The organism is Mesorhizobium sp. M0808, from assembly GCF_040320025.1.
In the GTDB taxonomy this organism is placed as follows: Bacteria; Pseudomonadota; Alphaproteobacteria; order Rhizobiales; family Rhizobiaceae; genus Mesorhizobium.
Genome location: NZ_JAMYOX010000023.1, coordinates 33,548 through 59,731, shown reverse-complemented (window position 1 = coordinate 59,731; position 26,184 = coordinate 33,548). Strand labels below are relative to the sequence as shown.

General features: G+C 62.1%; 27 protein-coding genes, 1 other RNA gene and 1 pseudogene. 9 read left to right on the top strand and 20 right to left on the bottom strand.

The window, feature by feature from the left end:
* The first annotated feature begins 41 nt into the window (after positions 1 to 41).
* Genes NKI25_RS23375 through NKI25_RS23365 form a run of 3 tightly spaced genes read left to right on the top strand, consistent with a single transcriptional unit; the run spans position 42 to position 1,401 of the window.
* Positions 42 to 524: an SRPBCC domain-containing protein gene (locus tag NKI25_RS23375; RefSeq protein ID WP_352569575.1), complete on the top strand. Its 483-nt coding sequence runs from the start codon at positions 42 to 44 to the stop codon at positions 522 to 524.
* A 16-nt stretch (positions 525 to 540) separates the two neighbouring features.
* Positions 541 to 903 carry a VOC family protein gene (locus NKI25_RS23370; protein WP_352454915.1) on the top strand — a complete coding sequence of 121 codons (363 nt, stop codon included), beginning with the start codon at positions 541 to 543 and terminating at the stop codon, positions 901 to 903.
* Positions 904 to 933: 30 nt separating this feature from the next.
* Positions 934 to 1,401 carry an SRPBCC family protein gene (locus NKI25_RS23365; RefSeq protein ID WP_352590009.1) on the top strand — a complete coding sequence of 156 codons (468 nt, stop codon included), beginning with the start codon at positions 934 to 936 and terminating at the stop codon, positions 1,399 to 1,401.
* 21 nt (positions 1,402 to 1,422) lie between these two features.
* Here the strand turns inward: NKI25_RS23365 and NKI25_RS23360 are convergent, their stop codons facing one another.
* The 4 genes from NKI25_RS23360 to ssrS all read right to left on the bottom strand — a co-directional run bounded on the left by NKI25_RS23360 (position 1,423) and on the right by ssrS (position 4,048).
* Positions 1,423 to 2,187: a TerC family protein gene (locus tag NKI25_RS23360; RefSeq protein WP_023678035.1), complete on the bottom strand. Its 765-nt coding sequence runs from the start codon at positions 2,185 to 2,187 to the stop codon at positions 1,423 to 1,425.
* Between the two features lie 69 nt (positions 2,188 to 2,256).
* Positions 2,257 to 3,081 carry a TIGR00282 family metallophosphoesterase gene (locus NKI25_RS23355; protein ID WP_023678036.1) on the bottom strand — a complete coding sequence of 275 codons (825 nt, stop codon included), beginning with the start codon at positions 3,079 to 3,081 and terminating at the stop codon, positions 2,257 to 2,259.
* An 82-nt stretch (positions 3,082 to 3,163) separates the two neighbouring features.
* Entirely contained in the window at positions 3,164 to 3,751 is a 588-nt protein-coding gene (locus NKI25_RS23350) for a 5-formyltetrahydrofolate cyclo-ligase (RefSeq protein WP_352999539.1), read from the bottom strand.
* 141 nt (positions 3,752 to 3,892) lie between these two features.
* Positions 3,893 to 4,048, bottom strand: a non-coding RNA gene (gene ssrS / locus NKI25_RS23345) — 6S RNA.
* A gap of 176 nt (positions 4,049 to 4,224) precedes the next feature.
* Here ssrS and NKI25_RS23340 point away from each other — a divergent pair.
* The 5 genes from NKI25_RS23340 (at position 4,225) to msrB (ending at position 8,162) form a co-directional block, all read left to right on the top strand.
* Entirely contained in the window at positions 4,225 to 5,064 is an 840-nt protein-coding gene (locus NKI25_RS23340) for an AAA family ATPase (protein ID WP_352999537.1), read from the top strand.
* 116 nt (positions 5,065 to 5,180) lie between these two features.
* A complete protein-coding gene (locus NKI25_RS23335; RefSeq protein ID WP_352590018.1) occupies positions 5,181 to 5,627 on the top strand; it encodes a GNAT family N-acetyltransferase in 447 nt (148 codons plus the stop codon).
* Positions 5,628 to 5,635: 8 nt separating this feature from the next.
* Complete coding sequence (locus NKI25_RS23330; RefSeq protein ID WP_352783077.1) at positions 5,636 to 6,826, top strand: vWA domain-containing protein; 1,191 nt, start codon at positions 5,636 to 5,638, stop codon at positions 6,824 to 6,826.
* Entirely contained in the window at positions 6,827 to 7,648 is an 822-nt protein-coding gene (locus tag NKI25_RS23325) for an MBL fold metallo-hydrolase (protein WP_352999535.1), read from the top strand. It begins immediately after the preceding gene.
* Positions 7,649 to 7,757: 109 nt separating this feature from the next.
* Positions 7,758 to 8,162, top strand: coding sequence for a peptide-methionine (R)-S-oxide reductase MsrB (gene msrB, locus NKI25_RS23320; protein ID WP_352569565.1), 405 nt, complete (start codon positions 7,758 to 7,760; stop codon positions 8,160 to 8,162).
* 3 nt (positions 8,163 to 8,165) lie between these two features.
* Here msrB and NKI25_RS23315 read toward each other — a convergent pair whose 3' ends face one another.
* The 13 genes and pseudogenes from NKI25_RS23315 to NKI25_RS23255 all read right to left on the bottom strand — a co-directional run bounded on the left by NKI25_RS23315 (position 8,166) and on the right by NKI25_RS23255 (position 22,785).
* Positions 8,166 to 8,480 carry a hypothetical protein gene (locus NKI25_RS23315; protein WP_023678043.1) on the bottom strand — a complete coding sequence of 105 codons (315 nt, stop codon included), beginning with the start codon at positions 8,478 to 8,480 and terminating at the stop codon, positions 8,166 to 8,168.
* Between the two features lie 66 nt (positions 8,481 to 8,546).
* A complete protein-coding gene (locus NKI25_RS23310) occupies positions 8,547 to 8,987 on the bottom strand; it encodes a hypothetical protein (protein WP_352569564.1) in 441 nt (146 codons plus the stop codon).
* Between the two features lie 61 nt (positions 8,988 to 9,048).
* Complete coding sequence (locus tag NKI25_RS23305) at positions 9,049 to 9,309, bottom strand: DUF2312 domain-containing protein (protein WP_023678045.1); 261 nt, start codon at positions 9,307 to 9,309, stop codon at positions 9,049 to 9,051.
* A gap of 161 nt (positions 9,310 to 9,470) precedes the next feature.
* The gene (pyc, locus tag NKI25_RS23300) at positions 9,471 to 12,929 is read right to left on the bottom strand and encodes a pyruvate carboxylase (protein WP_352590034.1); all 3,459 of its coding nucleotides are present in this window, start codon (positions 12,927 to 12,929) and stop codon (positions 9,471 to 9,473) included.
* A 231-nt stretch (positions 12,930 to 13,160) separates the two neighbouring features.
* Positions 13,161 to 14,291, bottom strand: coding sequence for a branched-chain amino acid ABC transporter substrate-binding protein (locus tag NKI25_RS23295; RefSeq protein ID WP_023678047.1), 1,131 nt, complete (start codon positions 14,289 to 14,291; stop codon positions 13,161 to 13,163).
* A gap of 138 nt (positions 14,292 to 14,429) precedes the next feature.
* The gene (locus tag NKI25_RS23290; RefSeq protein ID WP_352999533.1) at positions 14,430 to 14,777 is read right to left on the bottom strand and encodes a DUF6867 family protein; all 348 of its coding nucleotides are present in this window, start codon (positions 14,775 to 14,777) and stop codon (positions 14,430 to 14,432) included.
* Positions 14,778 to 14,796: 19 nt separating this feature from the next.
* A complete protein-coding gene (locus tag NKI25_RS23285; RefSeq protein ID WP_023678049.1) occupies positions 14,797 to 15,525 on the bottom strand; it encodes an ABC transporter ATP-binding protein in 729 nt (242 codons plus the stop codon).
* 8 nt (positions 15,526 to 15,533) lie between these two features.
* A pseudogene (locus NKI25_RS23280) lies at positions 15,534 to 16,694 on the bottom strand (ABC transporter ATP-binding protein); the annotation flags it as partial.
* Entirely contained in the window at positions 16,694 to 18,322 is a 1,629-nt protein-coding gene (livM, locus tag NKI25_RS23275; protein WP_023678051.1) for a high-affinity branched-chain amino acid ABC transporter permease LivM, read from the bottom strand. The gene livM and the pseudogene NKI25_RS23280, both read right to left, overlap by 1 nt.
* A 4-nt stretch (positions 18,323 to 18,326) precedes the next feature.
* On the bottom strand, positions 18,327 to 19,229 hold the full coding sequence (locus tag NKI25_RS23270; RefSeq protein ID WP_023678052.1) for a branched-chain amino acid ABC transporter permease: 903 nt from the start codon (positions 19,227 to 19,229) through the stop codon (positions 18,327 to 18,329).
* A 333-nt stretch (positions 19,230 to 19,562) separates the two neighbouring features.
* Positions 19,563 to 20,564, bottom strand: a complete 1,002-nt coding sequence (locus NKI25_RS23265) for a 4-hydroxyproline epimerase (protein ID WP_352999531.1) — start codon at positions 20,562 to 20,564, stop codon at positions 19,563 to 19,565.
* 28 nt (positions 20,565 to 20,592) lie between these two features.
* Entirely contained in the window at positions 20,593 to 21,843 is a 1,251-nt protein-coding gene (locus NKI25_RS23260; RefSeq protein ID WP_352999529.1) for an NAD(P)/FAD-dependent oxidoreductase, read from the bottom strand.
* A gap of 48 nt (positions 21,844 to 21,891) precedes the next feature.
* The gene (locus NKI25_RS23255; protein WP_352590039.1) at positions 21,892 to 22,785 is read right to left on the bottom strand and encodes a dihydrodipicolinate synthase family protein; all 894 of its coding nucleotides are present in this window, start codon (positions 22,783 to 22,785) and stop codon (positions 21,892 to 21,894) included.
* Positions 22,786 to 22,951: 166 nt separating this feature from the next.
* Between NKI25_RS23255 and NKI25_RS23250 the strand changes: the two genes are divergently transcribed.
* Entirely contained in the window at positions 22,952 to 23,542 is a 591-nt protein-coding gene (locus NKI25_RS23250; protein ID WP_502895519.1) for a GntR family transcriptional regulator, read from the top strand.
* 13 nt (positions 23,543 to 23,555) lie between these two features.
* Here the strand turns inward: NKI25_RS23250 and NKI25_RS23245 are convergent, their stop codons facing one another.
* From NKI25_RS23245 to NKI25_RS23235, 3 genes are all read right to left on the bottom strand, one after another.
* The gene (locus NKI25_RS23245) at positions 23,556 to 23,870 is read right to left on the bottom strand and encodes a hypothetical protein (protein ID WP_352569558.1); all 315 of its coding nucleotides are present in this window, start codon (positions 23,868 to 23,870) and stop codon (positions 23,556 to 23,558) included.
* 303 nt (positions 23,871 to 24,173) lie between these two features.
* Positions 24,174 to 24,470, bottom strand: coding sequence for a hypothetical protein (locus NKI25_RS23240; protein ID WP_352574655.1), 297 nt, complete (start codon positions 24,468 to 24,470; stop codon positions 24,174 to 24,176).
* A 208-nt stretch (positions 24,471 to 24,678) separates the two neighbouring features.
* Positions 24,679 to 26,175, bottom strand: coding sequence for a CoA-acylating methylmalonate-semialdehyde dehydrogenase (locus NKI25_RS23235; protein WP_023678059.1), 1,497 nt, complete (start codon positions 26,173 to 26,175; stop codon positions 24,679 to 24,681).
* Between the last annotated feature and the right edge of the window lie 9 nt (positions 26,176 to 26,184).

Genomic DNA, 26,184 nt, shown 5'->3' with positions numbered 1-26,184 from the left:
TATAACATATCCTTGAGCCATTCAAGGAAGGAGCTGTGGATATGTCTCTTGGATTCAGGGTTTCTGGCCGCATCGGCAAACCCGTCGCCGAAGTCTTCGATGCGGTCGTCAATCCGAAGAAACTCAGCGGCTACTTCACCACGATCGGCGGCGCCAGCGCACTGCTGGTGGCGGGCGCCACCGTCATCTGGTGGGGCAAGGTTCCCGTCGAGGTCGAGGAGGTGGCCAAGGACAGCCGCATCGTGCTGCGCTGGGATGCCACCGACGCCGACGGCAAGCCAGCCTACAAGACCCGCATCGAGATGAATTTCGAGCCGCTCGACGATGGCGGCACCTTCGTCACCATCGCCGAAACCGGCTGGCACGAGAACGCGGTCGGCCTGAAGAAATCCTACCTCAATTGCGAGGGCTGGTCGCAGATGCTGGCCTGCATGAAGGCCTATGTCGAATACGGCATCAATCTGCGCGACGGCTATTACCGCAGCGAGATGAAGGGCGAGCCGGCTAACGAGAACAACATCTGAGAGCAATGGAGTAAGAATGACCGCGAAGATCACCGGCGGCATCAACATCGCCATGAAAGTCCCGCCGCATCAATACCAGGCGACGATCGCCTTCTATCGCGACGTCATCGGCCTGAAGCCATTCACGGCCAAGCCGCCGGCCGTCGGCTTCGAACTCGGCCCCAATCGCCTGTGGATCGACGAAGCGCCGACGCTTAGCCAGGCCGAGATCTGGCTGGAACTGTTCACCGATGATTTTCCAGGCGCTGCGGACCATCTCGCCAAGGCCGGCGTCGTGCGCTGCGATGCCATTGAGGCACTGGGTGAAGGCTTTCGCGGCGGCTGGATCACCAATCCGGCCAACATCATTCACCTCGTGCGCGAACCCGATGCCTGGTGAACAGGGCGGCGCCGTGGAAAGGAGGACGCTATGAAAATCCGTGAAACACCGACCGCCGAAGCCGGCATGCTGATAAGGCGGCCGGTCGCCGACGTATTCGAAGCCTTCGTCGATCCGGCGATCACGACGAAATTCTGGTTCACCCATGGCAGCGACAGGTTGGACAGCGGCAAGGAAATCAGTTGGGAATGGCGCATCTATGGCGTCTCGACGACGGTCAATGTCAGTGAGATCGTCGATAACAAGAAGATCGTCATGCAATGGAGCGATCCGCCGACCACGGTAGTGTGGACTTTCGCCGAGATGCCGGGCGGCACGACCTTTGTCGAGGTCCGCAATTTCGGCTTTGTCGGCAGCCCCGATGAGCAGGTCAAGCAGGCGATCGGCTCGACCGGCGGTTTTGCGCTGGTGCTCGCCGGCGCCAAGGCGTGGCTGGAGCAAGGCGTGATGCTCGGCCTGATCGGCGACCGCCATCCGAAGGGTGTGCCGGGGAATTAGGTCAGCCGCGGTGGGCCATCCTCAGTGCCCGCCGCCTTTTGCCTTCTTCCGCCGCCGCGCCAGCATGTTGAGCCCTTCGACCAGTGCCGAAAAGCCCATGGCGGCGTAGATGTAGCCTTTCGGCACGTGGTAACCCATGCCGTCGGCGATCAGCGTCATGCCGATCATCAGCAGGAAGCCGAGGGCCAGCATGACGATGCTGGGGTTCCTGGCGATAAAGTCGGCCAGCGGCCCGGCCGCCAGCATCATCACGCTCACCGCCACGATCACCGCGATGTACATGATCGCGATTTCGTCGGTCATGCCGACGGCGGTGATGATCGAGTCGATCGAGAAGACGAGGTCGAGCAGCAATATCTGGAAAATCGCGCCGGCCAGCGAAAGCTGCAGCGTCTCGCCCATCATGGTGTCCTGGTGATCATCGAGATCGACCGTGTGGTGGATCTCCTTGGTCGCCTTCCAGACGAGAAACAGGCCGCCGGCGATCAGGATCAGGTCGCGCCATGAAAAGCCGTGGCCGAAGGCGGTGAATATCGGCGTCGTCAGTTGGACGATGATCGAGATGGTGGCCAGTAGGATCAGCCGCATCACCAGCGCGGCCGAGATGCCGAGCCGCCGGGCGCGGGCCCGCTGCGCTACCGGCAATTTGTTGGTCAGGATCGAGATGAAGATCAGATTGTCGATGCCGAGCACGACTTCCAGCACGATCAGCGTCAGCAGCGCGACCCATGCCGTCGGGTCGGAGACAAAGGCGAAATGCGGCGCCAGGAATTCGACTAGCTGCATGGAGGTCGTCCCCTCTACGATCTAGAGCAGTTTCGCCGGCAATTGGTATTGCAAGCGTCTATATCAATGTCACGACCAGAAGGATGGAGCCGTTTCCTCCAGCCGCGGGCCGCGGCGAAACGGCGCGATCCGTTCGGTCAGGCCGCTACGGTCGGAAATGTCGACGCCGACGCCGCACAATGTCGCCGGTCCGGTCGACGCCTCGAAGCGGCCTTTCGGCACCTTGGACAAGAATCGGTTGAGCGGCTCCTCCTTGTCCATGCCGAGCGAGGAATCGTAATCGCCGCACATGCCGGCATCGGAAATATAACCGGTGCCGCCATTGAGGATCTGGTGATCGCCGGTCGGCTGATGCGTATGGGTGCCGACAACAAGGCTGGCACGGCCGTCGACGAAATGAGCGAAGCACATTTTTTCCGAGGTCGCCTCGGCATGGAAATCGATGACGATCGCATCGGCCTGCTCGCCAAGCGGACAAGCGGCAAGTTCGCGCTCGCCGGCCTGGAACGGATCGTCGAGCTCGGGATGCATGAACACCCGGCCCATGATGTTGGCGACCAGCACACGCGCGCCGTTCCTGGCGATGTAGACGCCTGAGCCGCGCCCCGGCGTACCCTTGGGGAAATTGGACGGACGCAGGAAGCGCTCTTCGCGCGGCGCGAAAATCAGCGCATCGCGCTGGTCCCAGACATGGTTGCCGGTGGTGACGACATCGGCGCCGGCCGAGATCGTCTCGCGAAAAATTTCCTCGGTGATGCCGAAGCCGCCGGCGGCGTTCTCGCCATTGACGATGACGAAGTCGAGCTTGAAATCCGAGATCAGGCCAGGCAGTTGTTCCCACACCGCCGTACGTCCTGTCTTGCCGACCATGTCGCCGAGGAAGAGAAGTCTCATATAAGCGTGATCCCGAACCCGAAGGTCAGCGAAGCAAAAAGCTGCATGACTTTCGGAAAAGACCATGCGTCCAGGAACTTATCTACAATTTCGGCGCGAAGCGACGCAACCCGCTCTCGGTGAGTATTTCCGGAATGATCACGTCATGCGGCTCGTCAGGCACCACGGCCACCTCCTGGCAGTCGAAGGCAATGCCGATCAGCCGCGGCTGCTGCCCCTTGTCGACCAGCCGCGCGATCGCCCGGTCGTAATAGCCGGCGCCGTAGCCGATGCGGTGGCCGCGCGCATCGAAGGCGGCAAGCGGCACCAGCATCAGCTGGGGATCGAGCACCTCGGCTTCCTCGTGTGGCCCGACGGTGCCGAAGCCCATGTCGACCATCGGCGCGCCGCGCACCAGTTCCCGAAAAACGATGGTGGTCTTGTCGAGGATGGCCGGCAGGCAGAGCCTTGCCCCCTTTTCGCGCAAGGCAAACATCAGCGGCCGGACGTCGACTTCCGAGCGCATCGGCCAGAAGCCTGAGACGATCTGGCCCGGCTCGACCGTGATCCGGTCGCGCGCCGTCTCGGCCATTTCGAGTGCTGCCTCCACCCGCCAGAAAGGATCGAGCGCGTCGCGACGCCCGAGGGCTTGGTTGCGGAGATTTTTTTTCAGGTCTTTTGGGGATGTCATGCGCCGACGTTAGAAAAGGTCAGATTTGGATGGAGTTTTACGAGCGACGTTTTGGAGGAGCGGGGCGAACTTTTCGTTCGTGAGAGCACCGCACAAAGCGGCGCGACCACAAGATCCGCCAGACATGGCCTTTTCGATAGGTGACGATCCACACAACCGGTGGAGAGAGCGATCCCGGGAACCTACAAAGTAGGTGGGCGCCGTATGAGAAAACCCACGGGTCTTCCCAGGGACAGCTCCCTAGGGATCATTAAGGCCCCGGGGAAAATGTTCTCCTGCCGGGAAGCGCAGACCGTCTCCGCCAATATAGGCAGACGGCAGACCAAGCGCCAGAGAGACGACATGTTTCGAGTCTTAAATCGACGCAGAACCGCTCGACGAGGGTCGCGCCGGCAAGATCCCCGCTTTGCCAGCAGCGCCTTGCACAGCGAAGGCCGCGTCCTTAGGGTCGCACGATGAACCCGGGAGCAAAAATGCGTTTCGAAGGCACGGCAGCCTATGTTGCCGACAAGGATCTGATGGTGGCGGTCAACGCGGCGATCGCGCTGGAGCGGCCGTTGCTGATCAAGGGCGAGCCCGGTACCGGCAAGACCGAACTTGCCCGCCAGGTGGCAGCGGCGCTCGGCCTGGATCTGATCGAATGGCACGTCAAATCGACCACGCGGGCGCAGCAGGGCCTCTATGAATATGATGCCGTCTCGCGGCTGCGCGACAGCCAGCTCGGCGACGAGCGCTTCAACGACATCCGCAATTACATCAAGCGCGGCAAGCTGTGGGACGCCTTTGCTGCCGGCAAGAAAGTCGTGCTTCTGATCGACGAGATCGACAAGGCCGATATCGAGTTCCCCAACGATCTGTTGCAGGAACTGGATCGGATGGAGTTCTTCGTCTACGAGACCGGCGAGACCATCCGTGCCACCGTCCGGCCGATCGTCATCATCACCTCCAACAACGAAAAAGAGCTGCCGGACGCCTTCCTGCGCCGCTGCTTCTTCCACTACATCCGTTTTCCCGACGTCGAGACGCTGCACAAAATCGTCGACGTGCACTATCCCGGCATCAAGCAGAACCTGGTGCGCGCCGCACTCACGCAATTCTATGAAATCCGTGACGTGCCGGGCCTCAAGAAGAAGCCGTCGACCTCCGAGGCACTCGACTGGATCCGCCTGCTGGTCGCCGACGACATCGCGCCCGAGGACCTGCGCGCCGAGCCGAAGAACGCGCTGCCCAAGCTGCACGGCGCCTTGCTGAAGAACGAACAGGACGTGCATCTGTTCGAGCGCCTGGCCTTCATGGCGAGACGGCAGGGGTGAGGGGCGGTCGGCCGGAAGCCCACGAAGTCACCGGACAGCGCTTTCCCGGTGCTGGACCGTTGCCTCTAGCCGGGCACGGAGGCAGCTTCGGGTTGCCGACTTCAGAGGGAAACGAAATGACCGAGATCACCGTCCGCCCATTGGCGCAATCCGACCATGCCGATTGGCGGCGTCTGTGGACCGCCTATCTCACCTTTTACGAAACCAAGCTGCCGGAAGCGGTTTATGCCGTCACCTGGAAGCGGCTGTTCACGGCGGGCGAGTTCGAGCCGAAAGGTTTCATCGCCACCCTCGACGGCAAGGCCGTCGGCCTGACGCACTATCTCTACCATCGCTCCTGCTGGTCAGAGATAAACAACTGTTATCTGCAGGACCTGTTCGCCGACCCCGATGTGCGCGGCAAGGGCGTCGGCGCCGCCCTGATCGAAGCGGTCAAACAGGAAGCCGGCAAGATCGGTGTCAAGAACGTCTACTGGATGACCCACGAGACCAACACCACCGCACGCAAGCTCTACGACCACGTGGCGCGCAGGACCGGCTTCATCGAGTACGATCTGCTGTAGACGGTGAGATGTTCATCCCCTTCTTCCTCGAACTGAAGGCAGCGCGGGTTCCGGTCTCGCTCCGCGAATATCTGTCGCTGCTGGAGGGGCTGGAAGCCGGGCTGGTCGACTATGATGTCGAGGGCTTTTACTATCTCGCCCGCGCCGCTCTGGTGAAGGACGAGCGCCACATCGACCGCTTCGACCAGGTCTTTTCGCACATCTTCAAAGGTGTCGAGGCGCAGGCTGGCAAAAACCCGGTCGATGTCGCAAACATCCCGGAGGAATGGCTGCGGAGGCTCGCCGAAAAGCACCTGACCGATGAGGAGAAGAAGCTGATCGAGGCGCTGGGCGGCTTCGAAAAGCTGATGGAGACGCTGAAGAAGCGGCTGGAGGAGCAGAAGGGCCGACATCAGGGTGGTTCGAAATGGATCGGCACCGGCGGCACCTCGCCCTTCGGCGCCTATGGCTACAATCCCGAAGGCGTGCGCATCGGCCAGCACGAGAGCCGCAACCGCCGCGCGGTAAAAATCTGGGACAGGCGCGAGTTCAGGAATTTCGACGATGCCGTCGAACTCGGCACCCGCAACATCAAGGTCGCGCTGAAGCGCTTGCGCCGCTGGATGCGCGAAGGCGCCGAAGAGGAGTTCGACCTGCCCGGCACCATCCACGCCACCGCCGAGCACGGTTATCTTGACGTTAAGACACAACCCGAACGTCGCAATGCCGTGAAGCTGCTGATGTTCTTCGATGTCGGCGGCTCGATGGACGACCATGTCAGGAGCGTCGAGGAGCTGTTTTCGGCCGCCCGCGCCGAGTTCCGCCAGCTCGAATATTTCTATTTCCACAACTGCCTCTACGAAGGCGTGTGGAAGGACAATCGCCGCCGCCATGCCGAGGTGATTCCGACCTTCGATCTCCTCCATAAATATGGCCCCGACTACAAGGTGATCGTCGTCGGCGACGCCTCGATGAGCCCCTATGAGATCGCCCAACCCGGCGGCTCGGTCGAGCATTGGAACAAGGAGGCCGGTGCCGTCTGGCTCGACAGGCTGCTGCAGCAATGGCCGAACGCCATTTGGCTCAATCCGGAAGACGCGAAGAACTGGGGCTATACCCATTCGATTGCCATGATCCGCGATATCTTTGGCGGCCGCATGTTTCCGCTGACGCTCGCCGGCCTCGAAGCCGCGACGAAGCAACTTTCAAGGAAGCACTGAATGGATCCACGCAAAACAGGACGGTCGACCTGTTTCCTTTGCCTGCAATGCGGTGTCCAGTTCGCGGCGACAGCGACGCCGCCGCGACATTGCCCGATCTGCGAGGACGAGCGGCAATATGTGCGCTGGGAGGGCCAGGCCTGGACCACGCCGGAAGAGCTCGCCGCCGGGCATCGGCTCGTGATCAAGGATGATGCCGGCGTGCTCGCCTTCGGCATCGAGCCGCGCTTCGCCATCGGCCAGCGCGCATTGCTGGCGCAAACGCCGCACGGCAATGTGTTGTGGGACTGCATCTCGATGGTCAGCGACGAGGCGGTGGCGGAGATCAACCGCCGGGGCGGCCTGGCCGCCATCGCCATTTCGCACTGCCATTATTATTCGGCAATGGTCGAATGGAGCGCGGCGTTTGGCGGCGTGCCGATTTATCTGCACGCCGATGATCGTCAGTGGATCATGCGGCCGCATCCGGCAATCATCAGTTGGGAGGGCGAGATGCGCGCCATAAACCCGTCGCTGACGCTCATCCGCTGCGGCGGCCACTTTGCCGGTGGCCAGGTGCTGCACTGGAAGCGCGATGCCGGCAATGCCATCCTGGCCGGCGACACCCTGCAGGTGACGCCGACCCGCCGTCATGTCAGCTTCATGTACAGCTATCCGAACTATATCCCGCTCAACGCGACGAAGGTGCACGGCATCAAGGCCGCGCTGGAGCCTTTCGCGTTCGACCATATCTACGGCGCATGGTGGAACCAGAACGTCATCGGAGATGCAAAGGCGGCATTTTCAGCATCGGTTGCGCGCTATCTCGCGGCCATCGCCTGAGGAATTCTTTGCAACGGGATAGGAAATACGGGCAAACGCCGTAACAAATGCCTATTTCAGGCGAAGTTGGGAAGGCAACCCAAATAGCGAGATAAGCTAAGAGGAAAAAATGGACAGCCACACCTACCCCGTTACCCGCACCGATGCCGAATGGCGCGCCCGGCTGACGCCCGAGCAATATGCGGTGATGCGCAACCACGGCACCGAGCGGCCGGGAAGCTGCGCCCTGCTGCACGAGAAGCGCGCCGGCACCTTCTCCTGCGTCGGCTGCGACCAGCCCTTGTTTGAATCCAAGCTGAAATTCGAGAGCGGCACCGGTTGGCCGAGCTTCAACGACCCAGTGCCGGGTTCGCTCGAGACCACCGTCGACCGCAGCTATGGCATGGTCCGCACCGAGTGCCATTGCGCCCGCTGCGGCAGCCATCTCGGCCATGTCTTCGACGACGGCCCGCCGCCGACCGGTCTGCGCTATTGCATCAACGGCGTGGCGCTCAAATTCGATCCGGCCGCCTGATCGTCAGGCCACAACCACCAGGATCAGCCACAACGTGGCGCCAAGCGTCATCAGCGAGGCCATGACGCCACTCGATTTTCCGGCAGTTCGCCAAACGGCAAAGGTCAGGAAGATATTGTAGGGCACCGGCGCGAAATGCACCGCCAGGACTAGCGCAAGCGGCAGCTTCAGCCCGAGCAGAATGAGTGCCGCCACCGACGACGCGACGTTGATCGCTGTGCCGACAACGACCAGGTCGCGCCAGAACAGCCGATCGAGCGGCACGCCGCCGAACCAGCGTGAGCGGAAGAAGGCGGCAACGCGCGACATGATCGTCATCGATCGACCGGCTCCCTCGCTCTGCTCACCAGAGCGATTCTAAGGATTGCGTCTGGAAACCCTGCTTTATTCCTGACCCAGAACTTCGGCAATCGCGCGCTCGAAACGCGAGGCTTCCGTCACCAGCCAGTCGGTCATCGCCGGCCAATTGTCTTCGGCAAGACAATTCACCCGCCACATCGAATTGATGCCGAGGCCGTCGCAACTTTGTTCTGGCCTGAGCTTCAGCCTGTCTTCGATGGCCGGCTGGAACGGCTTCAACCGCGACCAGGCTTGCGTGGCACCGAACTTCTCGTTGCGGCCGAAGAAGACGCCGACATGATTCTGCGCAGGCGCGACGTACATGGAAAGGACCAATGCGAAATCGGGCAGCCCACGCTGCCAGAACCACGGTCCGCGCCTCGCCAGCAGAGCCCTTTCATCCGGATGCCGTTCCGCGAACAGCGTCCAGAAGCTGCGTTGGCGGAATTCAGAGGCGCGGCGGGCGCCAAAATCGAATTCGCTCATGGCTGGAATCCATGGTCAGAACCGCTTCTCCCGCGATCGTCTCCGGCGCCGAGGCCGGCCTTTACACCATGCCGAGCGCAGCCTTGTACAGATCGAGGATGGATTCCTCTTCCTGCCGCTCGGCCTGGTCCTTCTTGCGCAGCCGGATAATCGACCGCATCGCCTTGGTGTCGAAGCCGGTGCCCTTGGCCTCTGCGAACACTTCCTTGATGTCGTCGGCAATCGTCTTTTTCTCTTCCTCGAGCCGCTCGATGCGTTCGATGAAGGCGCGCAGCTGGCCGGCGGCAACAGTCTGGCTGGTCTCGATGATGTCGTCGGCCATAGTCTTCTCTCCGCGTCGTTTTCTCACCGCGACTCGGGGTGACCCGAGCGGCGAATTGCAGCGGTTCGATGCCCGACCGGGCGCGGCGGGTCAAGGTGCTATCGATGCGGCATGAAGGGTTGCTGCCAGGCGCCGACAAGGCTGTCTGATGCCGGCCTATTTCACCCGAACGCGATCAGCAGATCCTTGGCATCGATCTGGTCGCCGGCCTTGACCAGCACCTCGGCTATGGTGCCGTCGCGTTCGGCATGCAGCGCCGTTTCCATCTTCATCGCTTCGATCGACAGCAGCACGTCACCCGCCTTCACCGGCTGGCCGGCAGCCACCGAAAGCGCCGAGACGACGCCAGGCATCGGCGCGCCGACATGCGCCTCATTGCCCGGCTCCGCCTTGCGCCGTGCCTTGGCGGCGGAGGCGCCATGCGCCCGGTCCGGCACCTTCACCCGGCGCGGCTGCCCGTTGAGCTCGAAGAACACGGTGACCATGCCCTTTTCGTCGACATCGCCCATGGCAAGGCAGCGCACCACCAGCGTCTTGCCTTTTTCGATGTCGACGAAAATCTCGTCTTCCGGCTTCATGCCGTAGAAATAGGTCGGCGTCGGCAGCACGCTGACCGGCCCGTAGGTCTCCTGCGCGGCGGCAAAATCGGAAAACACCTTCGGATACATCAGCCACGACGCGAACTCGAACTCACTGAGCTTGCGCTCGAGCTTTTCCTCGACCTCCGTGCGACTGGCCTTGAGGTCCGCCGGTTTGAGCAGCGAACCCGGCCGCACCGTGATCGGCTTTTCGCCCTTCAGCACCTTCTTCTGCAATGGCTTTGGCCAGCCGCCCGGCGACTGGCCGAGATCGCCGCGCAACATCGACACCACCGAATCCGGGAAGGCGATGTCCCTCGCCGGATTCTCGACGTCGGCGACGGTCAGGTCCTGGCTCACCATCATCAGCGCCATGTCGCCGACGACCTTGGACGACGGCGTCACCTTGACGATGTCGCCGAACATCAGATTGACGTCGTGATAGGTCTGCGCCACTTCGTGCCAGCGTGTCTCCAGCCCGAGCGAGCGCGCCTGTTCCTTGAGGTTGGTGAACTGACCGCCCGGCATTTCGTGCAAATAGACCTCCGATGCCGGCCCCTTCAGGTCGCTTTCGAAGGCTGAATACTGGTTGCGCACCGCCTCCCAGTAGAACGAGATGTTCCTGATCCACTGCGGGTCGAGGCCTGGATCGCGCTCGGTGCCCTTCAGCGCCTCCACGATCGAACCGAGGCACGGCTGCGAGGTGTTGCCGGACAGCGAATCCATCGCCGCGTCGATGGCGTCGACGCCGCTCTCCACCGCCGCCAGCACGGTTGCCGCCGACAGGCCGGATGTGTCGTGGGTGTGGAAGTGGATCGGCAGGTCCGTCGCCTCGCGCAGTGCCTTGAACAGCACGCGGGCAGCGCTCGGCTTTAGAAGCCCAGCCATGTCCTTGACAGCGATGATATGGGCGCCTGCCGCCTGCAATTCCCTGGCCAGGCCGACATAGTATTTCAGATCGTATTTGGCCCGCGCCGGATCGAGTATGTCGCCGGTATAACAGATCGCCGCTTCGATCAGTCTGCCCTCGGCGCCGACCGCATCCATGGCCACGCGCATGTTCTCGACCCAGTTCAGGCAGTCGAAGACCCGGAACAGGTCGATGCCGCCGGCAGCGGCCTGGCGGACGAAATGCTGGACGACATTGTCGGGATAGTTGGTATAGCCAACGCCGTTGGCACCGCGCAGGAGCATCTGCAGCACAAGGTTGGGTGCTGCCTCGCGCACCAGCGACAGCCGCTCCCATGGGTCTTCGGTGAGAAAGCGCATGGCGACGTCGAATGTGGCGCCGCCCCAGCATTCGAGCGACAAAAGCTGTGGCAGCGCGCGCGCATAAGTGCCGGCAATGCCGGCGATGTCATAGGTGCGTACCCTTGTGGCGAGCAGCGACTGATGCCCGTCGCGCATTGTCGTGTCGGTGACCAGCACCTCTCTTTGCTCGCGCATCCACGCGGCGAATTTCTCCGGCCCGAGCACGTCGAGCTTCTGCTTGCTGCCTTGAGGCACATTGCCGTTGAGATATGGCACCACCGGTGGCGCCGCATCGGCCTTTGGCTGCGGCCGGCCGCGCGTCTCGGGATGACCATTGACCGAAACGTCGGCAAGGTAGTTGAGCAGCTTGGTCGCGCGGTCCTGCCGCTTCACACTGGCGAACAGTTCCGGCGTCGTGTCGATGAACTTGGTGGTGTAGGAATTGTCGGCGAAGCTCGAGTGATTGATGATCGCCTCGAGGAACGTGAGGTTGGTCGCCACGCCGCGGATGCGGAACTCGCGCAGCGCCCGGTTCATGCGGGCAATGGTCTCGGCCGGCGTCGGCGCCCATGCCGTCACCTTCTCCAGCAGCGGGTCGTAGAAGCGGGTGATGACCGCGCCCGAATAAGCGGTGCCGCCGTCGAGGCGGATGCCGAAGCCGGTGGCGCCGCGATAGGCGGTGATGCGGCCATAGTCCGGGATGAAATTATGCTCGGGATCTTCGGTAGTGATGCGGCACTGCAGCGCGTGGCCGTTCAGCCTGATGTCCTTTTGCGCCGGCACGCCCGATTCCGCCGTGCCGATGGCAAAGCCGTCGAGGATGTGGATCTGCGCCTTGACGATGTCGATGCCGGTCACCTGTTCGGTGACGGTGTGCTCGACCTGGATGCGCGGATTGACCTCGATGAAATAGAATTTTTCGGTATCGGCATCCTGCAGGAACTCGACTGTGCCGGCGCCGATATAGCTGGTCTCGCGCGCGATCCTCAGCGCGTAGCCGCAAAGCTCCTCGCGCTGTGACATTTCGAGGTAGGGCGCCGGCGCCCGCTCGACCACTTTCTGGTTGCGGCGCTGGATCGAACAATCGCGCTCGAACAGGTGCACGGCGTTGCCATGTGTGTCGCCCAGCACCTGCACCTCGACATGGCGCGCGCGCTCGATCAGCTTTTCGAGATAGACTTCGTCCTTGCCGAAAGCCGCCTTCGCCTCACGCTTGCCTTCCATCACCTCGCGCGCGAGATCGGCCTCGGAGCGGATGGCGCGCATGCCGCGGCCGCCGCCGCCCCAGGACGCCTTGAGCATCACGGGGTAGCCGATCGTCTTGGCGAGTTCCTTTACCGCCGCCATGTCGTCCGGCAAGGGATCGGTAGCGGGAATTACCGGCACACCGACTTCGATTGCGAGATTGCGGGCGGCGACCTTGTTGCCCAGCCTGCGCATCGTATCCGGCTTTGGCCCGATGAAGATGATGCCGGCCTTGGCGCAGGCTTCGGCGAATTCCGGGCTTTCCGACAGCAGGCCGTACCCTGGATGGATGGCATCGGCGCCCGATAGCCTGGCGACGCGGATAACCTCCTCGATCGACAGATAGCTTTCGATCGGCCCCATATCCCTGGCCAAATGCGGCCCGCGCCCGACCTGGTAGCTTTCGTCGGCCTTGAAGCGATGCAGGGAGTATTTGTCCTCCTCTGCCCAGATCGCCACGGTTTTGAGGCCGAGCTCGTTTGCCGCGCGGAAAACGCGGATGGCTATTTCGGAGCGGTTGGCGACAAGGATCTTCGAGATTGCCAAGGACAGGGCTCCGGACGCGGGGAAGGGGACTGCCGGACATGATTAGCGCGAAAATGCTGCAGTGCAAACAAAATCGAAAAGAGGATTAAACCGATTTAATTTGATCTATCGCGCTGACACATTGCGTGTCGATCCGAAGAACGCCTGGGCAGTTCCGATCCAGGCTTTCGGGAACTCTCATAAAAAATGCCCGGCGCGAGGCGCCGGGCATTCTCATGTAGCAACGTCCGGTTATTTGCCGGGTGCGTTCTCGACATAGGTGTACTTGCCGTCGTCACCCTTCTTCCAGGTGTACATGACGTAGTCAGGACGGGTGATATCGCCCTTCGCGTCGTAGCCGATCTCGCCGATCGCGGTCTTCCAGGGGCCGGCCGACTTGATGGTCTCGGCTACCTTCTGAGCGTCATCGGCTGAACCGGTCTTGGTGATGGCGGCCGCGATGATTTCCATCGCTGCGTAGGAATAGAGGGTATAGGCCTCGGGCTCGAAGCCGGCCGCACGGAACTTCTCGACGAGTTCCTTGGCGTTCGGATTCTTGCGCGGATCCGGAGCGAACGTCATCAGCGTGCCCTCGACGGCGTCGCCGGCGATGGAGGCCAATTCGTTCGACACGATGCCGTCGCCGGACATGAAGGTTGCCTTGAGGCCCTGGTCAGCGAGCTGGCGTATGATCAGGCCGGCTTCGGTGTGCAGGCCGCCATAGTAGACGACCGAGACGCCCGCGTCCTTCATCTTGGCGATGAGGGCCGAGAAATCTTTGTCGCCGACATTGATGCCTTCATACATGGCCTCAGTCACGCCGTTGGCTGCGAGCGCCTTCTTGGTTTCGTCGGCGAGGCCCTGGCCATAAGGCGTCTTGTCATGGATGACAGCGATCTTGGCATCCTTAAAGTTCGCGGCGAGATAGTCGCCAGCGACCTTGCCCTGCTGATCGTCGCGTCCGCAGGTGCGGAAGGTGTTCCACATGCCACGTTCCGTCAACTTCGGATTGGTCGCGGCCGGCGTGATCTCAAGGATGCCGTTCTCGGCGTAGACTTCCGACGCCGGGATCGAGACGCCGGAGTTGAAGTGGCCATCGACGTACTTGACGCCGTCGGCGACGAACTTGTTGGCGACCGAGATGCCTTGCTTGGGATCGGAGACGTCGTCGCCGACTTCAAGCTTGAGCTGCTGGCCAAGAACGCCGCCCGCCGCATTGATATCGGCGACTGCCTGTTCGGCACCCTTCTGAAGCTGGGCGCCGAACGCTGCGTTCGGACCGGTGATCGGACCGGCGACGCCGATCAGGATGTCAGCCCACGCGTTGCCGCTGAACGCGACAAGCGCGGTCAGGGCGACGGCAGACAAAAGTGACTTTTTCATTGAAACGCTCCCATTTACCGAGTGGGCGTGGATGTTGCTTTCATGCGATGCCCACTCTTGCTCGCAGAAAGAGTACTTTGCCGATTTTCAGGCACTTGTCACGCCGATTCATCCCTGAAACGCCGTTAATGATAAATGTCAACCTTTTGGTTTCCAGCTCAAAAGAGAGGCTCTTTCGTAAAGCCAATTATACTGCGTTACCATCTGGTTGGTGCGCGTGTATTGGTAGCCGATGAAGCCCAAGATCATCAGCACAATGGTATCGACGATGTAGTAATGCAGCGAGAACATCGTTCCGCCGAACAGCGCGTGATGAATGAACCTCATGCCGATGCCGAGCCCCAGCATGAAGGCGAACAACTGGGCGAAGCTGCGCCACGTCTGCGCACACGCCTTCCCCGTCATCCACGCCGCCCAGCCGCCGAGCAGGCAGGTGACGAAGAAGAACTGCCAGATCGAGGGTTCCTCATAGAGAATGCCCTGCATGATTGATGTCTCCTGAAACTCAGTGATGGCCGCCTTCGAGATAGGCGGCGCGCACTTCCGGATTGGCGAGCAACTCCTTGCCGGTGCCGCTCATCGTCACATTGCCGTTGACCATGACATAGCCGCGCGTGGCGAGCTTCAGCGCGCCGAAGGCGTTCTGCTCGACCAGGAACACGGTCAGGCCTTGAGTCCGGTTCAACTCGCGGATTGCGTCGAATATCTGCTTGACGATCAGCGGCGCCAGGCCGAGCGACGGCTCGTCGAGCAAAAGCAGCTTCGGCCGCGCCATCAGCGCGCGCCCGATCGACAGCATCTGCTGCTCGCCGCCGGACAGCGTGCCGCCACGCTGGGCAATGCGTTCCTTCAGGCGTGGAAACAGCGTGAACACCTTCTCGACGTCCTCGTCATAATGCTCGAGGTTGTCGAGGCTGGCGCCCATTTGCAGGTTTTCCATCACCGTCATGCGCGGGAAAATGCGGCGCCCTTCCGGCGACTGGGCGATGCGCATGCGCGCGATCTCGTGGGTCGGCAGTTGGGTGATGTCGGTACCGGCGAATGTGATGGTACCCGCGCGGGCGCGGGGAGCACCGAAGATGGTCATCATCAGCGTCGACTTGCCGGCGCCGTTGGCACCGATCAGCGCTACGATCTCACCTTGCTTGACCGTGACATCGACGCCGTTCAGCGCCCTGATGTTGCCGTAGTAGGTCTGGACGCCCTTGATATCGAGCAGCGTTGTACCGGCCATCATTTACGCCCTCCGCGCCGATTGGAGACGCGCGGCGTCTTCGGCTTCACCGGAGCCTTGGTGGCCGGCTTTGCTGCAGAGGATTTCGCGGCAGAAGATTTCGCCGTCGGTTTGGCTTTGGCCTGCGCTGCCGCCTTGCTTGCTGCTGCACTCGACCTCGCATCGAACTGCCCGGCTTTCGAGGCACCTTTCGACACGGTGACGCGCTCGCCCTCGCTGTGGCCGACCGTGTCGGCAACCGGTCCGGCGAGATACGAAGCCGATGTGCCTGGGCCGTGGGCGGCATCCGGGCCCGTATCCAATTGCTCGATGACATCTTCGTCGCCGACTTCGGTGAGCACCGTCTCGACCTCCTCGTCGTCGACGCCAAGATAAGCGGCGATGACGCGCGGGTCGGTCCGCACCGATTGCGGGTTGCCGTCCGAGATTTTGCGCCCGTATTCGAGCACCACGACGTGATCGGAAATCTGCATCACCACCGCCATGTCGTGCTCGATCAAAAGGATCGACGTGCCGGTGTTGTCCTTGATGTCCATCAGCAGCGCATTGAGCCCCGCCGATTCTTTCGGATTGAGACCAGCGGCCGGCTCGTCGAGGCACAGAAGCTCAGGCCCGGTGCACATGGCGCGAGCGATTTCGAGCCGCCGCTGCGCGCCATAGGGCAGATCGCCGGCCGGATCGTCGGCGCGGTCGACAAGGTCGGCCTTCTCCAGCCAGTGCTCGGCCAGTTCAACCGATTCCGCCGAAGCCTGTCTGTAGCCGCTGTAGCCGAACAGGCCGAGAATGGTGTAACCGGAGGCCTTCATCAGCTTGTTGTGCTGAGCGACCAGAAGGTTCTCCAGTAGCGTCATGCCCGAGAACAGGCGGATGTTCTGGAAGGTGCGCGCCACCTTGGCGCGCGCCGGGATCTCATGGTTCGGCAAGCGTTCAAGCAGGAACGTGGAGCCGTCGCGCCGGTTGAGCGTGATCATGCCTTCCGACGGCTTGTAGAAACCGGTGATGCAATTGAACACGGTGGTCTTGCCGGCGCCGTTGGGACCGATCAGGGCGGTGATCTCGCCGCGCTTGGCCTGGAAGGAAAGGTCGCCGATGGCGACGAGACCGCCGAACTTCATCGACAAATGCTCGACCTGCAGGATGGCATTGTTCACGGAGGGGCTCGCGTTCATCAGCCGTGTCCCTCCTTGGTGAAGGACCCAGACACCGCCCTGCGCACCTTGAGGAAAGCTGTCGGCTCGCGGCTGCCGACGAAGCCGCGCGGCTTCCACAGCATGACGATGACCATCGCCATGCCGAACAGCAGCATGCGGTACAGTTCCGGCGTGAAGCCGGACCCGAAACCGGGTATGACCGTAGTGTTGCCCCACCTGAGGCCGGTCTTGAGGAAATCCAGTTCGCGCAGGACTTCGGTGCCGCCGATCATCACCATGGCGGCGACGGCAATGCCGACCAGCGAGCCCATGCCGCCAAGCACGACGATGGCGAGGATGATCGCCGATTCCAGGAAGACGAAGGATTCCGGGCTGACGAAGCCTTGCCGCGCGGCAAAGAACGAGCCAGCGAAGCCGCCGAACATCGCGCCCGTGGCAAAGGCGGTGAGCTTGGTGGTGGTGGTGTTGATGCCGAGCGAACGGCAGGCGATCTCGTCCTCGCGCAGCGCTTCCCAGGCACGGCCGACCGGCATCCGCCTGAGCCTCACGGTGACGAAGGCCGTCAGCAGGCAGAGCCCGAGGATCAAATAGTAGAGGAATATCTTGTAGTAGGCACCCGATTGGGCGATGCCGAGCACCTTCGAGATGTAGTTCGGATCGGAGACGTTGAACGACATCAGGCCGAAGAAAGACACCTTCGGGATGCCGGAAATGCCGGCCGAGCCGTTGGTCACCTCGCGCCAGTTGATGATCACCAGCCTTATGATTTCGCCGAAGGCGAGCGTCACGATCGCCAGATAGTCACCGCGCAAGCGCAGCACCGGGAAGCCTAGCATCACCCCCCAAAACGCAGCCATCAGGCCGGCGGCGGGCAGCAGGATCCAGAAGGAGAGGCCGAAATGCGTGCCGAGCAGCGCATAGGCGTAGGCACCGACGGCGTAGAAGGCGACATAGCCGAGATCGAGCAGGCCGGCCAAGCCGATAACGATATTCAGCCCCCAGGCCAGCATCACGTAGATCAGGATCTGGATGCCGTAATTGTCGACATATTTCAGCGAGCCCTGGAAACCGGCGGCCATCGACCCGGCATATAGCGCCAGCACCAACACCACCACGATCGGGTAGAGCGCCAGTGCAGTTATGCCCAATGCCGAGAAATGAGCATGAATGAAGGCCCGGAAATGATAAATCAGCCAGGCCAGCGCATAGATGATTGCAAGCGCCCGCACGAACCGCACGAAATCGGAAAGTTCCGGCCCTAAGGCGTCGGTCAGAAAGCCGCTGAGCGCGAGCAGAATAACGGCGACGGCGAGCGCCACGATGAACGCGGGAAAGCGGAAGAATCGCGAAGCCAGGCTGACCGGCAGCAGGCCGGTGGCGACGTCGACGATCTTCTGGTTCGCCAGGAAGGGTTGGCCATAGGCGACGTAAAGGAAGCGTCCGGCCATGGTGGCGATCACGACGCCGGCGAGCAAGCCCCAGCGCTGCACCAGGATCAGTTCGTTGGAGATGTTCTGGTCGGTCTTCAGGCCGATGAACAGCACGAACAGGCCAAGCGAGATGGCGCCGGCATAGAGCGCTTCGCGAAAAGCGCGCTGGACCGGGGTGGCGACGACGGTGCTTTCCGGAGACACGGTAACCGCCATGATCTCAGACCTTTTCGACTTCTGGCCGGCCGAGAATGCCGGAAGGCAGGAAGATCAGCACGATCGCCAGGATGGAAAAGGCGGCGACGTCCTTGTAATCGATCGAGAAATAAGCCGACCACATGCTTTCGATGAAGCCAATCATCAGCCCGCCGAGCACGGCGCCGGGCAGTGAGCCGATGCCGCCGAGCACCGCGGCAGTAAATGCCTTCACACCGGGCGTAAAGCCGTCGGAAAACACCACCACACCGTAGTACATCAGGAACAACGTGCCGGCGACGGCGGCAAGGGCGGCGCCCATGATGAAGGTGATCGAGATGGTGCGGTCGACGTCGATGCCAAGCAGTGCGGCCATCTTGCGGTCCTGCTCGCAGGCGCGCTGCGCCCGACCGAGCGAGGTCTTGTTGACCAGGTACCAGAACAGCGCCAGCAGGACTATGGTGACCAGGACGATGATGATCTGCTTCAGCGAGACGCTGATGCCTTCGATGTTGTAGACCTTGGACACCATTGGCGGGACCGGCTTGTTGCGCGGCCCTTGGGTCACCTGGACGAAATTGGACAGCGCAATCGACATGCCAATCGCGGTGATCAGCGGCGCCAGCCGGAATGAACCGCGCAAAGGCCGGTAGGCCACCTTCTCGATCGTCCAATTATACAGGCTGGTCAGCAGCATCGCGACGATCATCATGATCAGCAGCGCAACGACGATCGGCAGCGAATAGAACAACGCACCGAGGATAAGGAAAACGATGAGCGCGGTGAAAGCGCCGATCATGAAAATGTCGCCATGGGCGAAATTGATCATGCCGATGATGCCGTAGACCATCGTATAGCCGATCGCGATCAGCCCATAGATCGATCCCAGCGTCAGCCCATTGATAAGCTGCTGGACAAAATACTGCATGCTGTCGTGGCTCCCCTGGAATGTCGCCCATGCAGACGCATTCCTTTTCGTATTTCCCCTAGTCGTAAAGTTTCGAGCCCGGATTGCAACGTGATTTTTCGATCATTATGCGTGTTTTCGCCGCACGCCGTTCGATTGCCCGTTTTGTTCCCGTCCGCCCCCTGGACCATCGCGGACCCTACCATTGGCCTAACGCAATGTCTTTGACGATTCAATCGCAGCATGCGCTCCATTTCGAAGAAATCGCCGTCAAAATAAGTTGATGAGCGGGATCGTTGCGCCGTTGACGTCAATCCGCTTGCGCTCTCTCTTTCCCTTGCGTCAGTGTTTTTTCTATTTGACGACGAAGCCGTGCGCGAACGGGTCGCGGTCGTCGATGAAGATCGTGTTCAATCCGGTCATTCGTGCCCAGCCGCCGATCGAGGGAATGATTGCCGGCTTGCCGGCGACGGTGACCTCTTCCTCGACCCTGCCCTTGAACAGCGAACCAATGATCGATTCGTGGACGAAGTCGTCGCCAACCCCAAGCTTGCCCTTGGCGTGAAGCTGCGCCATACGCGCCGAGGTGCCGGTGCCGCAGGGCGACCGGTCGATTGCCTTGTCGCCGTAGAAGACGGCGTTGCGGGCATCGGCTTGCGGGTTGGTCGGCGCGCCGGTCCACAATATGTGCGACAGCGTATTGATGCCGGGATTCTCCGGATGCACGAAGGTATATTTTTCGTTGAGCCGCTGCCGCACCACCGGGCTCCAGGCGATCAGTTCGCCGGCCGAATGGTCGGCCATGTCGCGATAGGTCTTTTGCGGTTCGACGATGGCGTAGAAATTGCCGCCATAGGCGACATCGACGCTGATCTCGCCGAGCCCGGGGCATTCGACCGTCAGTGCCTCGGCATAGAGGAAGGAAGGCACATTGGTGATGCGCACCTCCTCGACATAGTCGCCGACTTGGCTGTACTCCGCTACGACCACGCCCGCCGGCGTATCCAGCCTGAGCACGCCCGGTGTCTTCGGCTTGATCAGCCCATGCTCGACGGCAAGAGTTACCGTGCCGATGGTGCCGTGGCCGCACATCGGCAAGCAGCCCGAGGTTTCGATGAACAGGATGGCGATGTCGCAATCTTCACGCGTCGGCGGATAGAGGATCGAGCCGGACATCACGTCATGGCCGCGCGGCTCGAACATCAGCCCAGTGCGGATCCAGTCATATTCGGCCAGGAAATGCGCTCGCCGCTCCATCATCGTTGAGCCCTTGAGCAAAGGCCCACCGCCGGCGACCAGCCGCACCGGATTGCCGCAGGTGTGGCCGTCTATGCAGAAGAAGGAATTCTTGGCCATGCCGGCTCCCAACTGAATGTCTTCGAACTCAAAACCGTTGCGGGCTGAACGGGCCGAGATCGAGCGATGGATTCTGCTCGAGAACGAGCTCGCGGATCAAGCGCCCGGTCGCCGCGGCCTGGGTCAGGCCGAGGTGACCGTGGCCGAAACCATACACCACCGACGGCGTTTGTTGCGATCGCCCGATCACCGGCAGCGAATCCGGCAGCGACGGCCGGAACCCCATCCATTCGCGTCCATTGGCCGGATCCAGTCCCGGCAGGAATTTCTGCGCCTTTTCGAGCAGCGCTTTCGAGCGCGCATAATTGGGCGGCCTCTCAAGGCCGCCGAGTTCGACCGCGCCGCCGACTCGCAGGCCCGTCTCGAGCGGCGTGATGACGAAGCCATGCCCGGAGAAGATCAATTGCCGCTTTACGTCGAAGGCAGTCTTCGGCAACGTCGTGTTGTAGCCACGCTCGGTCTCCAGCGGGATTCCGTCGCCGAGATGTCTCGCCAGCAGATGCGACCAGGCCCCGGCAGCGATGACGACGTGCTTCGCCCGTCGCCGCGTGCCGTCGGCCGTGGTCAAGATCGCGCCGTCCTGTCCCGCCTTGACACGCTCGATCCGGGCCCTTTCGAACCCGGCGCCCAACCTCTCGGCATAGGCCCACAAGGCCTTTCCAAGCAGCTTGGGATCGGCAACGGTTTTCCACCCCGGCACGAACGTTCCCTTGACGAAGCGCGGCGACAGACCGGGCTGCAGGGCTGTGAGAGCGCTCCCCTCGACATGGCTGAAGCCGATGCCGAAGCGCTGCCTTGCCGCCCAGCCGGTCAGCGAGGCCTTGAACTCGGCCTCGCTGTCGTAGAGTTCGAGCGAGCCGTCCTCATGCAGCATCGGCCGTGTGCCGGAGCGGTCGAGCAAGCCCATCCATTCCGCCTCGGCGAGCTTCATCATCCCGGCCTGCGCGGCAAGGCCGGCTTCATAGCGGTCGCTTCGGCCGGCGCGCCAGAAGCGGACCAGCCAGGGCAGCAGCTTCGGCAGATACGCGGGTGGGATGCTGAGCGGGCCGAGCGGGTCGGCGAGCCATTTCGGCAACTGCTTGATCATGCCCTTGTGGGCGAGCGGCAGCACATCGGAGAAGGCAAAGGCAGCGGCATTGCTGGAGCTGGTTTCCTCACAGATCCCCGTCCGATCGATGATCGTGACATTTTGGCCCGCCTCGGCCAGAAAGGCGGCGGCGCAGATGCCGATGATGCCGCCACCAATGATGGCGACATCGAGCGTAGCATTATCATTCATTGCCATGCGCCGCGCTGCACATCTGCAAATGCCTTCAAAGCGACCGGATCAGAATGTCGGCAGCTCTGGCCGCACCGCCAGCGCATCCCTGACGATCTTTTCGACTGCCTTGCGCTGCTCGCCCGACAATGGCTGGCGCGGCATGCGCACGCGGTCGTTGGTGTTGATCGCCAACACTTCGGCGAGCTTGATGTTCTGCACCAGATAGGTCGAGACGTCGAGGTCGAGCAGCGGCCGGAACCAGCGGTAGATCTTCAACGCCTCCTCGCGACGGCCCTGTCTCATCAGCTGGTAAATGGCGACCGTCTCGCGCGGGAACGCGGTGACCAGGCCCGCCACCCAGCCGATAGCGCCGACCGACAGCGCCTCGAAGGCGAGATTGTCAACGCCGGTGAACAAATCGTAGCGGTCGCCGAGGCGGTTGATGATCTCGGTCGAGCGGCGGATATCGTCGGAGGACTCCTTGATGGCGACGAAGCGCTGGTCCTTCGCCAGTTCCTCCATCTGGTCGACGGTGACGTCGACGCGATAGGCAAGCCGGTTGGAGTAGATCATCACCGGCAGGTCGCCGGCCGCGGCGACGGCGCTGAGTGCCGCGACCGTCTCCTCGGCATTGGTATGGTAGATCGGGCTCGGCACCACCATCAAACCGTTGGCGCCTTCCTTGGCGGCGCGGCGCGCGATCGCCGCCGCCTCGCGTGTACCGGCCTCGTTGACCGTCAACAGCACCGGTTTCTTGCCGGCGATCTTCTGCGCGGTCTTCAGCACCGCGATCTTCTCGTCGTGCGACAGCATCGGGCCCTCGCCGAGCGACCCGCAGACGATGATGCCGTCACAGCCGGCCTCCATCTGCAGCGCAAAGCAGCGCTCCATCTCGGCATGGTCGAGGCCGTCGTCCTCGGTGAATTTGGTCGTAACGGCGGGGAAGACTCCGGCCCACATGTCGATCACTCCATCTGATATATCAGCCGTATATTTCTTAAGAAGCCGGCTGTCAACATTGAATCTGATATGATATATCAACAATATATCAGGAGAAGTCGCATTGGTATATGACAGACCGGGCTCCGAGCCGGCGACCGCGAAGGCCTACCGCAGGCTCGAGCACATGATCGTAACTCTCGAACTGGCGCCGGCGAGCTTCATCACCGAGGGGGCGCTGATCGACAGGCTCGGCCTCGGCCGCACCCCGGTTCGCGAAGCAATCCAGCGGCTGGCCTGGGAGGGGCTGCTCGAGGTCCGGCCGCGCGCCGGCATCGCCATCGCGCCGCTCCACCCCGGCGACTGGCTGCGTGTCCTCGACGCCCGCCGTGGCGTCGAGGTGGTGCTTGCCCGCTCGGCCGCCCGCTTCGTTACCCGCGAGGCCGCCGACCTGTTCCATGACGCTGCCCTTGCCATGCAAAAGGCGGTGATTTCGGAAAATGTGTTCTACTTCATCCAGGCCGACAAGGCGCTCGACGAGGCGCTGGCGCTGGCTGCCGACAACCCGTTCGCCGCGCGCCTGGCGGCACCCTTGCAAACCCACAGCCGCCGCTTCTGGTTTCGCTACAAGGCCGATACCGGCTTGGCCGAATCCGCCGAGCACCATGTCGCGCTGATCCGCTCGATCCTCGCCGGCGACGAAGAGGCCGCGGCCAAGGACGCCAAGCGGCTGATGGCGCTTTTGCGCGGCCATGCCGAGGCGGCTGCTACGCGCTGAGCCTGCCATTTCGTCATGCGCCCTGGCCGGGCAGGGCCATCACGTTTTCCCAATTGTCGCCGGCCGCGACGATGCAGCTTCTGCCAGCGATATCGGTGACGACGATGGTCCAGGTTCCGGTCTCGGCGACAAAGACTTCCATGACCGCCTCATGACCGATCAGCCCCAAAGCAAACTGCCTTTCCTGGAACTTCTCGCTCAAATGGGCGACGATCTCGCCATGTTCAACGCAGTATTGATATTGCGCGCCTGCGGTGTTCGTACCCACCGCCAATGCGCCAGCAAAAACCAGGGTTTTCACCCATCTCAACAGCGATTTGCGTGCCATAGGGCACCTCCTTTGCCATCACGTTCCGGCAAAGGAGGGGTTTGACGGCCTCATTTTGCCGGAGCGATCCAGGCCGGTTCCGACGTCATCATCATCGCGTCGTTCCTTTCTGTGTTCCGGTCTGCCATTGGTGGGAACGATTCCAGATGTTCCCATTATGTTCTCGATATATGGTATCGGCAATGGAAAAGCGCAAGCAGGCGCCCAAGCGGGCGCCTGCAGATCCGTTTTACGGTTGTCGCCGAAAGAATGAGCCACAGGCCGCGCGGCCATGCCGAGGCGCGCAGACCCGTGATAAATCGTTCAGATGCCTGGCAGCGCCGCTGTCGTCATCGCGCTTTCCCAGCCTTCGCCGACTGAAATCACGCAGCTTTGACCTTTTGTGTCGCTGGCGAGGATGGTCCATGTGCCCTTGTCGGAAACGAAGACTTCAAGCACCACATTCGGATTGACGACGCCGACTGCGCTCGGGTTTTCATGAAACTTCTCGCCGAGCGCCTTGACCATATCGGCGCGAGCCGCGCATTGCTCGGCAGCCATTGCCGGTATCGCGGAAACTGCCACTGCAGCGCAAGCTATTGTCGCCATGAGACGTGCCATCTGACACCTCCTTTGCGCCGGACATATCCCCCGGAGCCGTCACCAGCGCCGTTGGTTGATCTGCCAGCGTCTCCTTCGCGGCAGGACTGCAACCTAAGAAGATTGCTGCCTTCTTGGTTCCATCACATTAGTGTTCATGCCGATGAAGACCGCGACAAAAAGGCCCGAGCTTGGTGCCCGGGCCTTTTCTTGCTTTCTGCGATTTGGATCAGTTCATCGTCGGGATGACGAACTCGGCACCATCCTTCACGCCGGACGGCCAGCGCGACGTTACCGTCTTGGTCTTGGTGTAGAAGCGGAACGCGTCCGGCCCGTGCTGGTTGAGGTCGCCGAAGGAGGACGCCTTCCAGCCGCCAAAGGTGTAGTAGGCGATCGGCACCGGGATCGGCACGTTGATGCCGACCATGCCGACCTGAACCCGCGAGGCGAAGTCGCGCGCCGCGTCGCCGTCGCGGGTGAAGATGGCGACGCCATTGCCCATCTCGTGCTCGTTGGCGAGCTTGATGGCGTTCTCGTAGGTCGGTGCGCGAACGACCGAGAGCACCGGCCCGAAGATCTCTTCCTTGTAGATGCGCATGTCGGCGGTCACATTGTCGAACAGGCAGCCGCCCATATAGTAGCCGTTCTCGTAGCCCTGCATGGAAAAGCCGCGGCCGTCGACGACCAGCTTGGCGCCTTCCTTGACGCCGGTGTCGACATAGGACTTGACCCGCTCCAGCGCCTGCGCCGTGACCAGCGGGCCGAAATCGGCGGAAGAATCCGTCGACGGACCGACCTTCAGGCTCTCGACGCGCGGCACCAGTCTTTCCATCAGCCGGTTGGCGGTGTCGTTGCCGACCGGGACGGCCACCGAGATCGCCATGCAGCGCTCGCCGGCCGAGCCGTAGCCGGCGCCGATCAGCGCGTCGACGGTCTGGTCCATGTCGGCATCCGGCATGATGATCATGTGATTCTTGGCGCCGCCGAAGCACTGCACGCGCTTGCCGGCCGCGCAGCCGCGCGAATAGATGTACTGGGCGATCGGTGTCGAACCTACGAAACCGATGGCCTTGATGTCGGGATCGTCGAGGATGGCGTCGACCACTTCCTTGTCGCCGTTGACGACATTGAGGATGCCCGCCGGCAGACCGGCCTCGATGAACAGTTCGGCAATCCGCATCGGCACGCCCGGATCGCGCTCCGACGGCTTGAGGATGTAGGCATTGCCGCAGGCGATGGCCGGCGCGATCTTCCACAACGGGATCATCGCCGGAAAATTGAACGGCGTGATGCCGGCGACCACGCCGAGCGGCTGGCGCATCGAATAGACGTCGATGCCGGGGCCGGCGCCATCGGTGAACTCGCCCTTCATCATATGCGGCGCACCGATGCAGACCTCGACCACTTCGAGGCCGCGCTGGATGTCGCCCTTGGCGTCGGCGATGGTCTTGCCGTGTTCGCGCGCCAATATCTCGGCCAGCGCGTCATACTCCTTGGCGACCAGCTCGAGGAACCGCATCAGGACGCGTACGCGTCGCTGCGGATTGGTCGCCGCCCAGCCGGGCTGTGCGGCCTTGGCGTTTTCGACCGCCGCGCGCAATTCCGCCTGCGAAGCCAGCGCCACCGTGCCGCGCACCGTGCCGTCCATCGGCTGCATGACGTCCTGCTTGCGGCCGCTGGTTCCGGCGACGCGCTTGCCGCCGATGAAATGACCGTATTCGATCATGGTCTCTCT

Excerpts from the sequence above, each read along its gene's own strand:
- NKI25_RS23255 (WP_352590039.1), bottom strand. The coding sequence starts at position 22,785 with ATGTGGGCCGGAGTCTTCCCCGCCGTTACGACCAAATTCACCGAGGAC.
- NKI25_RS23360 (WP_023678035.1), bottom strand. The coding sequence starts at position 2,187 with ATGCAGCTAGTCGAATTCCTGGCGCCGCATTTCGCCTTTGTCTCCGAC.
- NKI25_RS23235 (WP_023678059.1), bottom strand. The coding sequence starts at position 26,175 with ATGATCGAATACGGTCATTTCATCGGCGGCAAGCGCGTCGCCGGAACC.
- NKI25_RS23270 (WP_023678052.1), bottom strand. The coding sequence starts at position 19,229 with ATGCAGTATTTTGTCCAGCAGCTTATCAATGGGCTGACGCTGGGATCG.
- NKI25_RS23310 (WP_352569564.1), bottom strand. The coding sequence starts at position 8,987 with ATGAGCGAATTCGATTTTGGCGCCCGCCGCGCCTCTGAATTCCGCCAA.
- NKI25_RS23245 (WP_352569558.1), bottom strand. The coding sequence starts at position 23,870 with ATGGCACGCAAATCGCTGTTGAGATGGGTGAAAACCCTGGTTTTTGCT.
- NKI25_RS23340 (WP_352999537.1), top strand. The coding sequence starts at position 4,225 with ATGCGTTTCGAAGGCACGGCAGCCTATGTTGCCGACAAGGATCTGATG.
- NKI25_RS23250 (WP_502895519.1), top strand. The coding sequence starts at position 22,952 with ATGATCGTAACTCTCGAACTGGCGCCGGCGAGCTTCATCACCGAGGGG.
- NKI25_RS23295 (WP_023678047.1), bottom strand. The coding sequence starts at position 14,291 with ATGAAAAAGTCACTTTTGTCTGCCGTCGCCCTGACCGCGCTTGTCGCG.
- NKI25_RS23315 (WP_023678043.1), bottom strand. The coding sequence starts at position 8,480 with ATGACGATCATGTCGCGCGTTGCCGCCTTCTTCCGCTCACGCTGGTTC.
- NKI25_RS23370 (WP_352454915.1), top strand. The coding sequence starts at position 541 with ATGACCGCGAAGATCACCGGCGGCATCAACATCGCCATGAAAGTCCCG.
- NKI25_RS23375 (WP_352569575.1), top strand. The coding sequence starts at position 42 with ATGTCTCTTGGATTCAGGGTTTCTGGCCGCATCGGCAAACCCGTCGCC.
- NKI25_RS23265 (WP_352999531.1), bottom strand. The coding sequence starts at position 20,564 with ATGGCCAAGAATTCCTTCTTCTGCATAGACGGCCACACCTGCGGCAAT.
- NKI25_RS23335 (WP_352590018.1), top strand. The coding sequence starts at position 5,181 with ATGACCGAGATCACCGTCCGCCCATTGGCGCAATCCGACCATGCCGAT.
- NKI25_RS23240 (WP_352574655.1), bottom strand. The coding sequence starts at position 24,470 with ATGGCACGTCTCATGGCGACAATAGCTTGCGCTGCAGTGGCAGTTTCC.
- NKI25_RS23350 (WP_352999539.1), bottom strand. The coding sequence starts at position 3,751 with ATGACATCCCCAAAAGACCTGAAAAAAAATCTCCGCAACCAAGCCCTC.
- msrB (WP_352569565.1), top strand. The coding sequence starts at position 7,758 with ATGGACAGCCACACCTACCCCGTTACCCGCACCGATGCCGAATGGCGC.
- NKI25_RS23305 (WP_023678045.1), bottom strand. The coding sequence starts at position 9,309 with ATGGCCGACGACATCATCGAGACCAGCCAGACTGTTGCCGCCGGCCAG.
- NKI25_RS23355 (WP_023678036.1), bottom strand. The coding sequence starts at position 3,081 with ATGAGACTTCTCTTCCTCGGCGACATGGTCGGCAAGACAGGACGTACG.
- NKI25_RS23290 (WP_352999533.1), bottom strand. The coding sequence starts at position 14,777 with ATGCAGGGCATTCTCTATGAGGAACCCTCGATCTGGCAGTTCTTCTTC.
- NKI25_RS23325 (WP_352999535.1), top strand. The coding sequence starts at position 6,827 with ATGGATCCACGCAAAACAGGACGGTCGACCTGTTTCCTTTGCCTGCAA.
- NKI25_RS23330 (WP_352783077.1), top strand. The coding sequence starts at position 5,636 with ATGTTCATCCCCTTCTTCCTCGAACTGAAGGCAGCGCGGGTTCCGGTC.
- NKI25_RS23285 (WP_023678049.1), bottom strand. The coding sequence starts at position 15,525 with ATGGCCGGTACAACGCTGCTCGATATCAAGGGCGTCCAGACCTACTAC.
- NKI25_RS23260 (WP_352999529.1), bottom strand. The coding sequence starts at position 21,843 with ATGAATGATAATGCTACGCTCGATGTCGCCATCATTGGTGGCGGCATC.
- livM (WP_023678051.1), bottom strand. The coding sequence starts at position 18,322 with ATGGCGGTTACCGTGTCTCCGGAAAGCACCGTCGTCGCCACCCCGGTC.
- NKI25_RS23365 (WP_352590009.1), top strand. The coding sequence starts at position 934 with ATGAAAATCCGTGAAACACCGACCGCCGAAGCCGGCATGCTGATAAGG.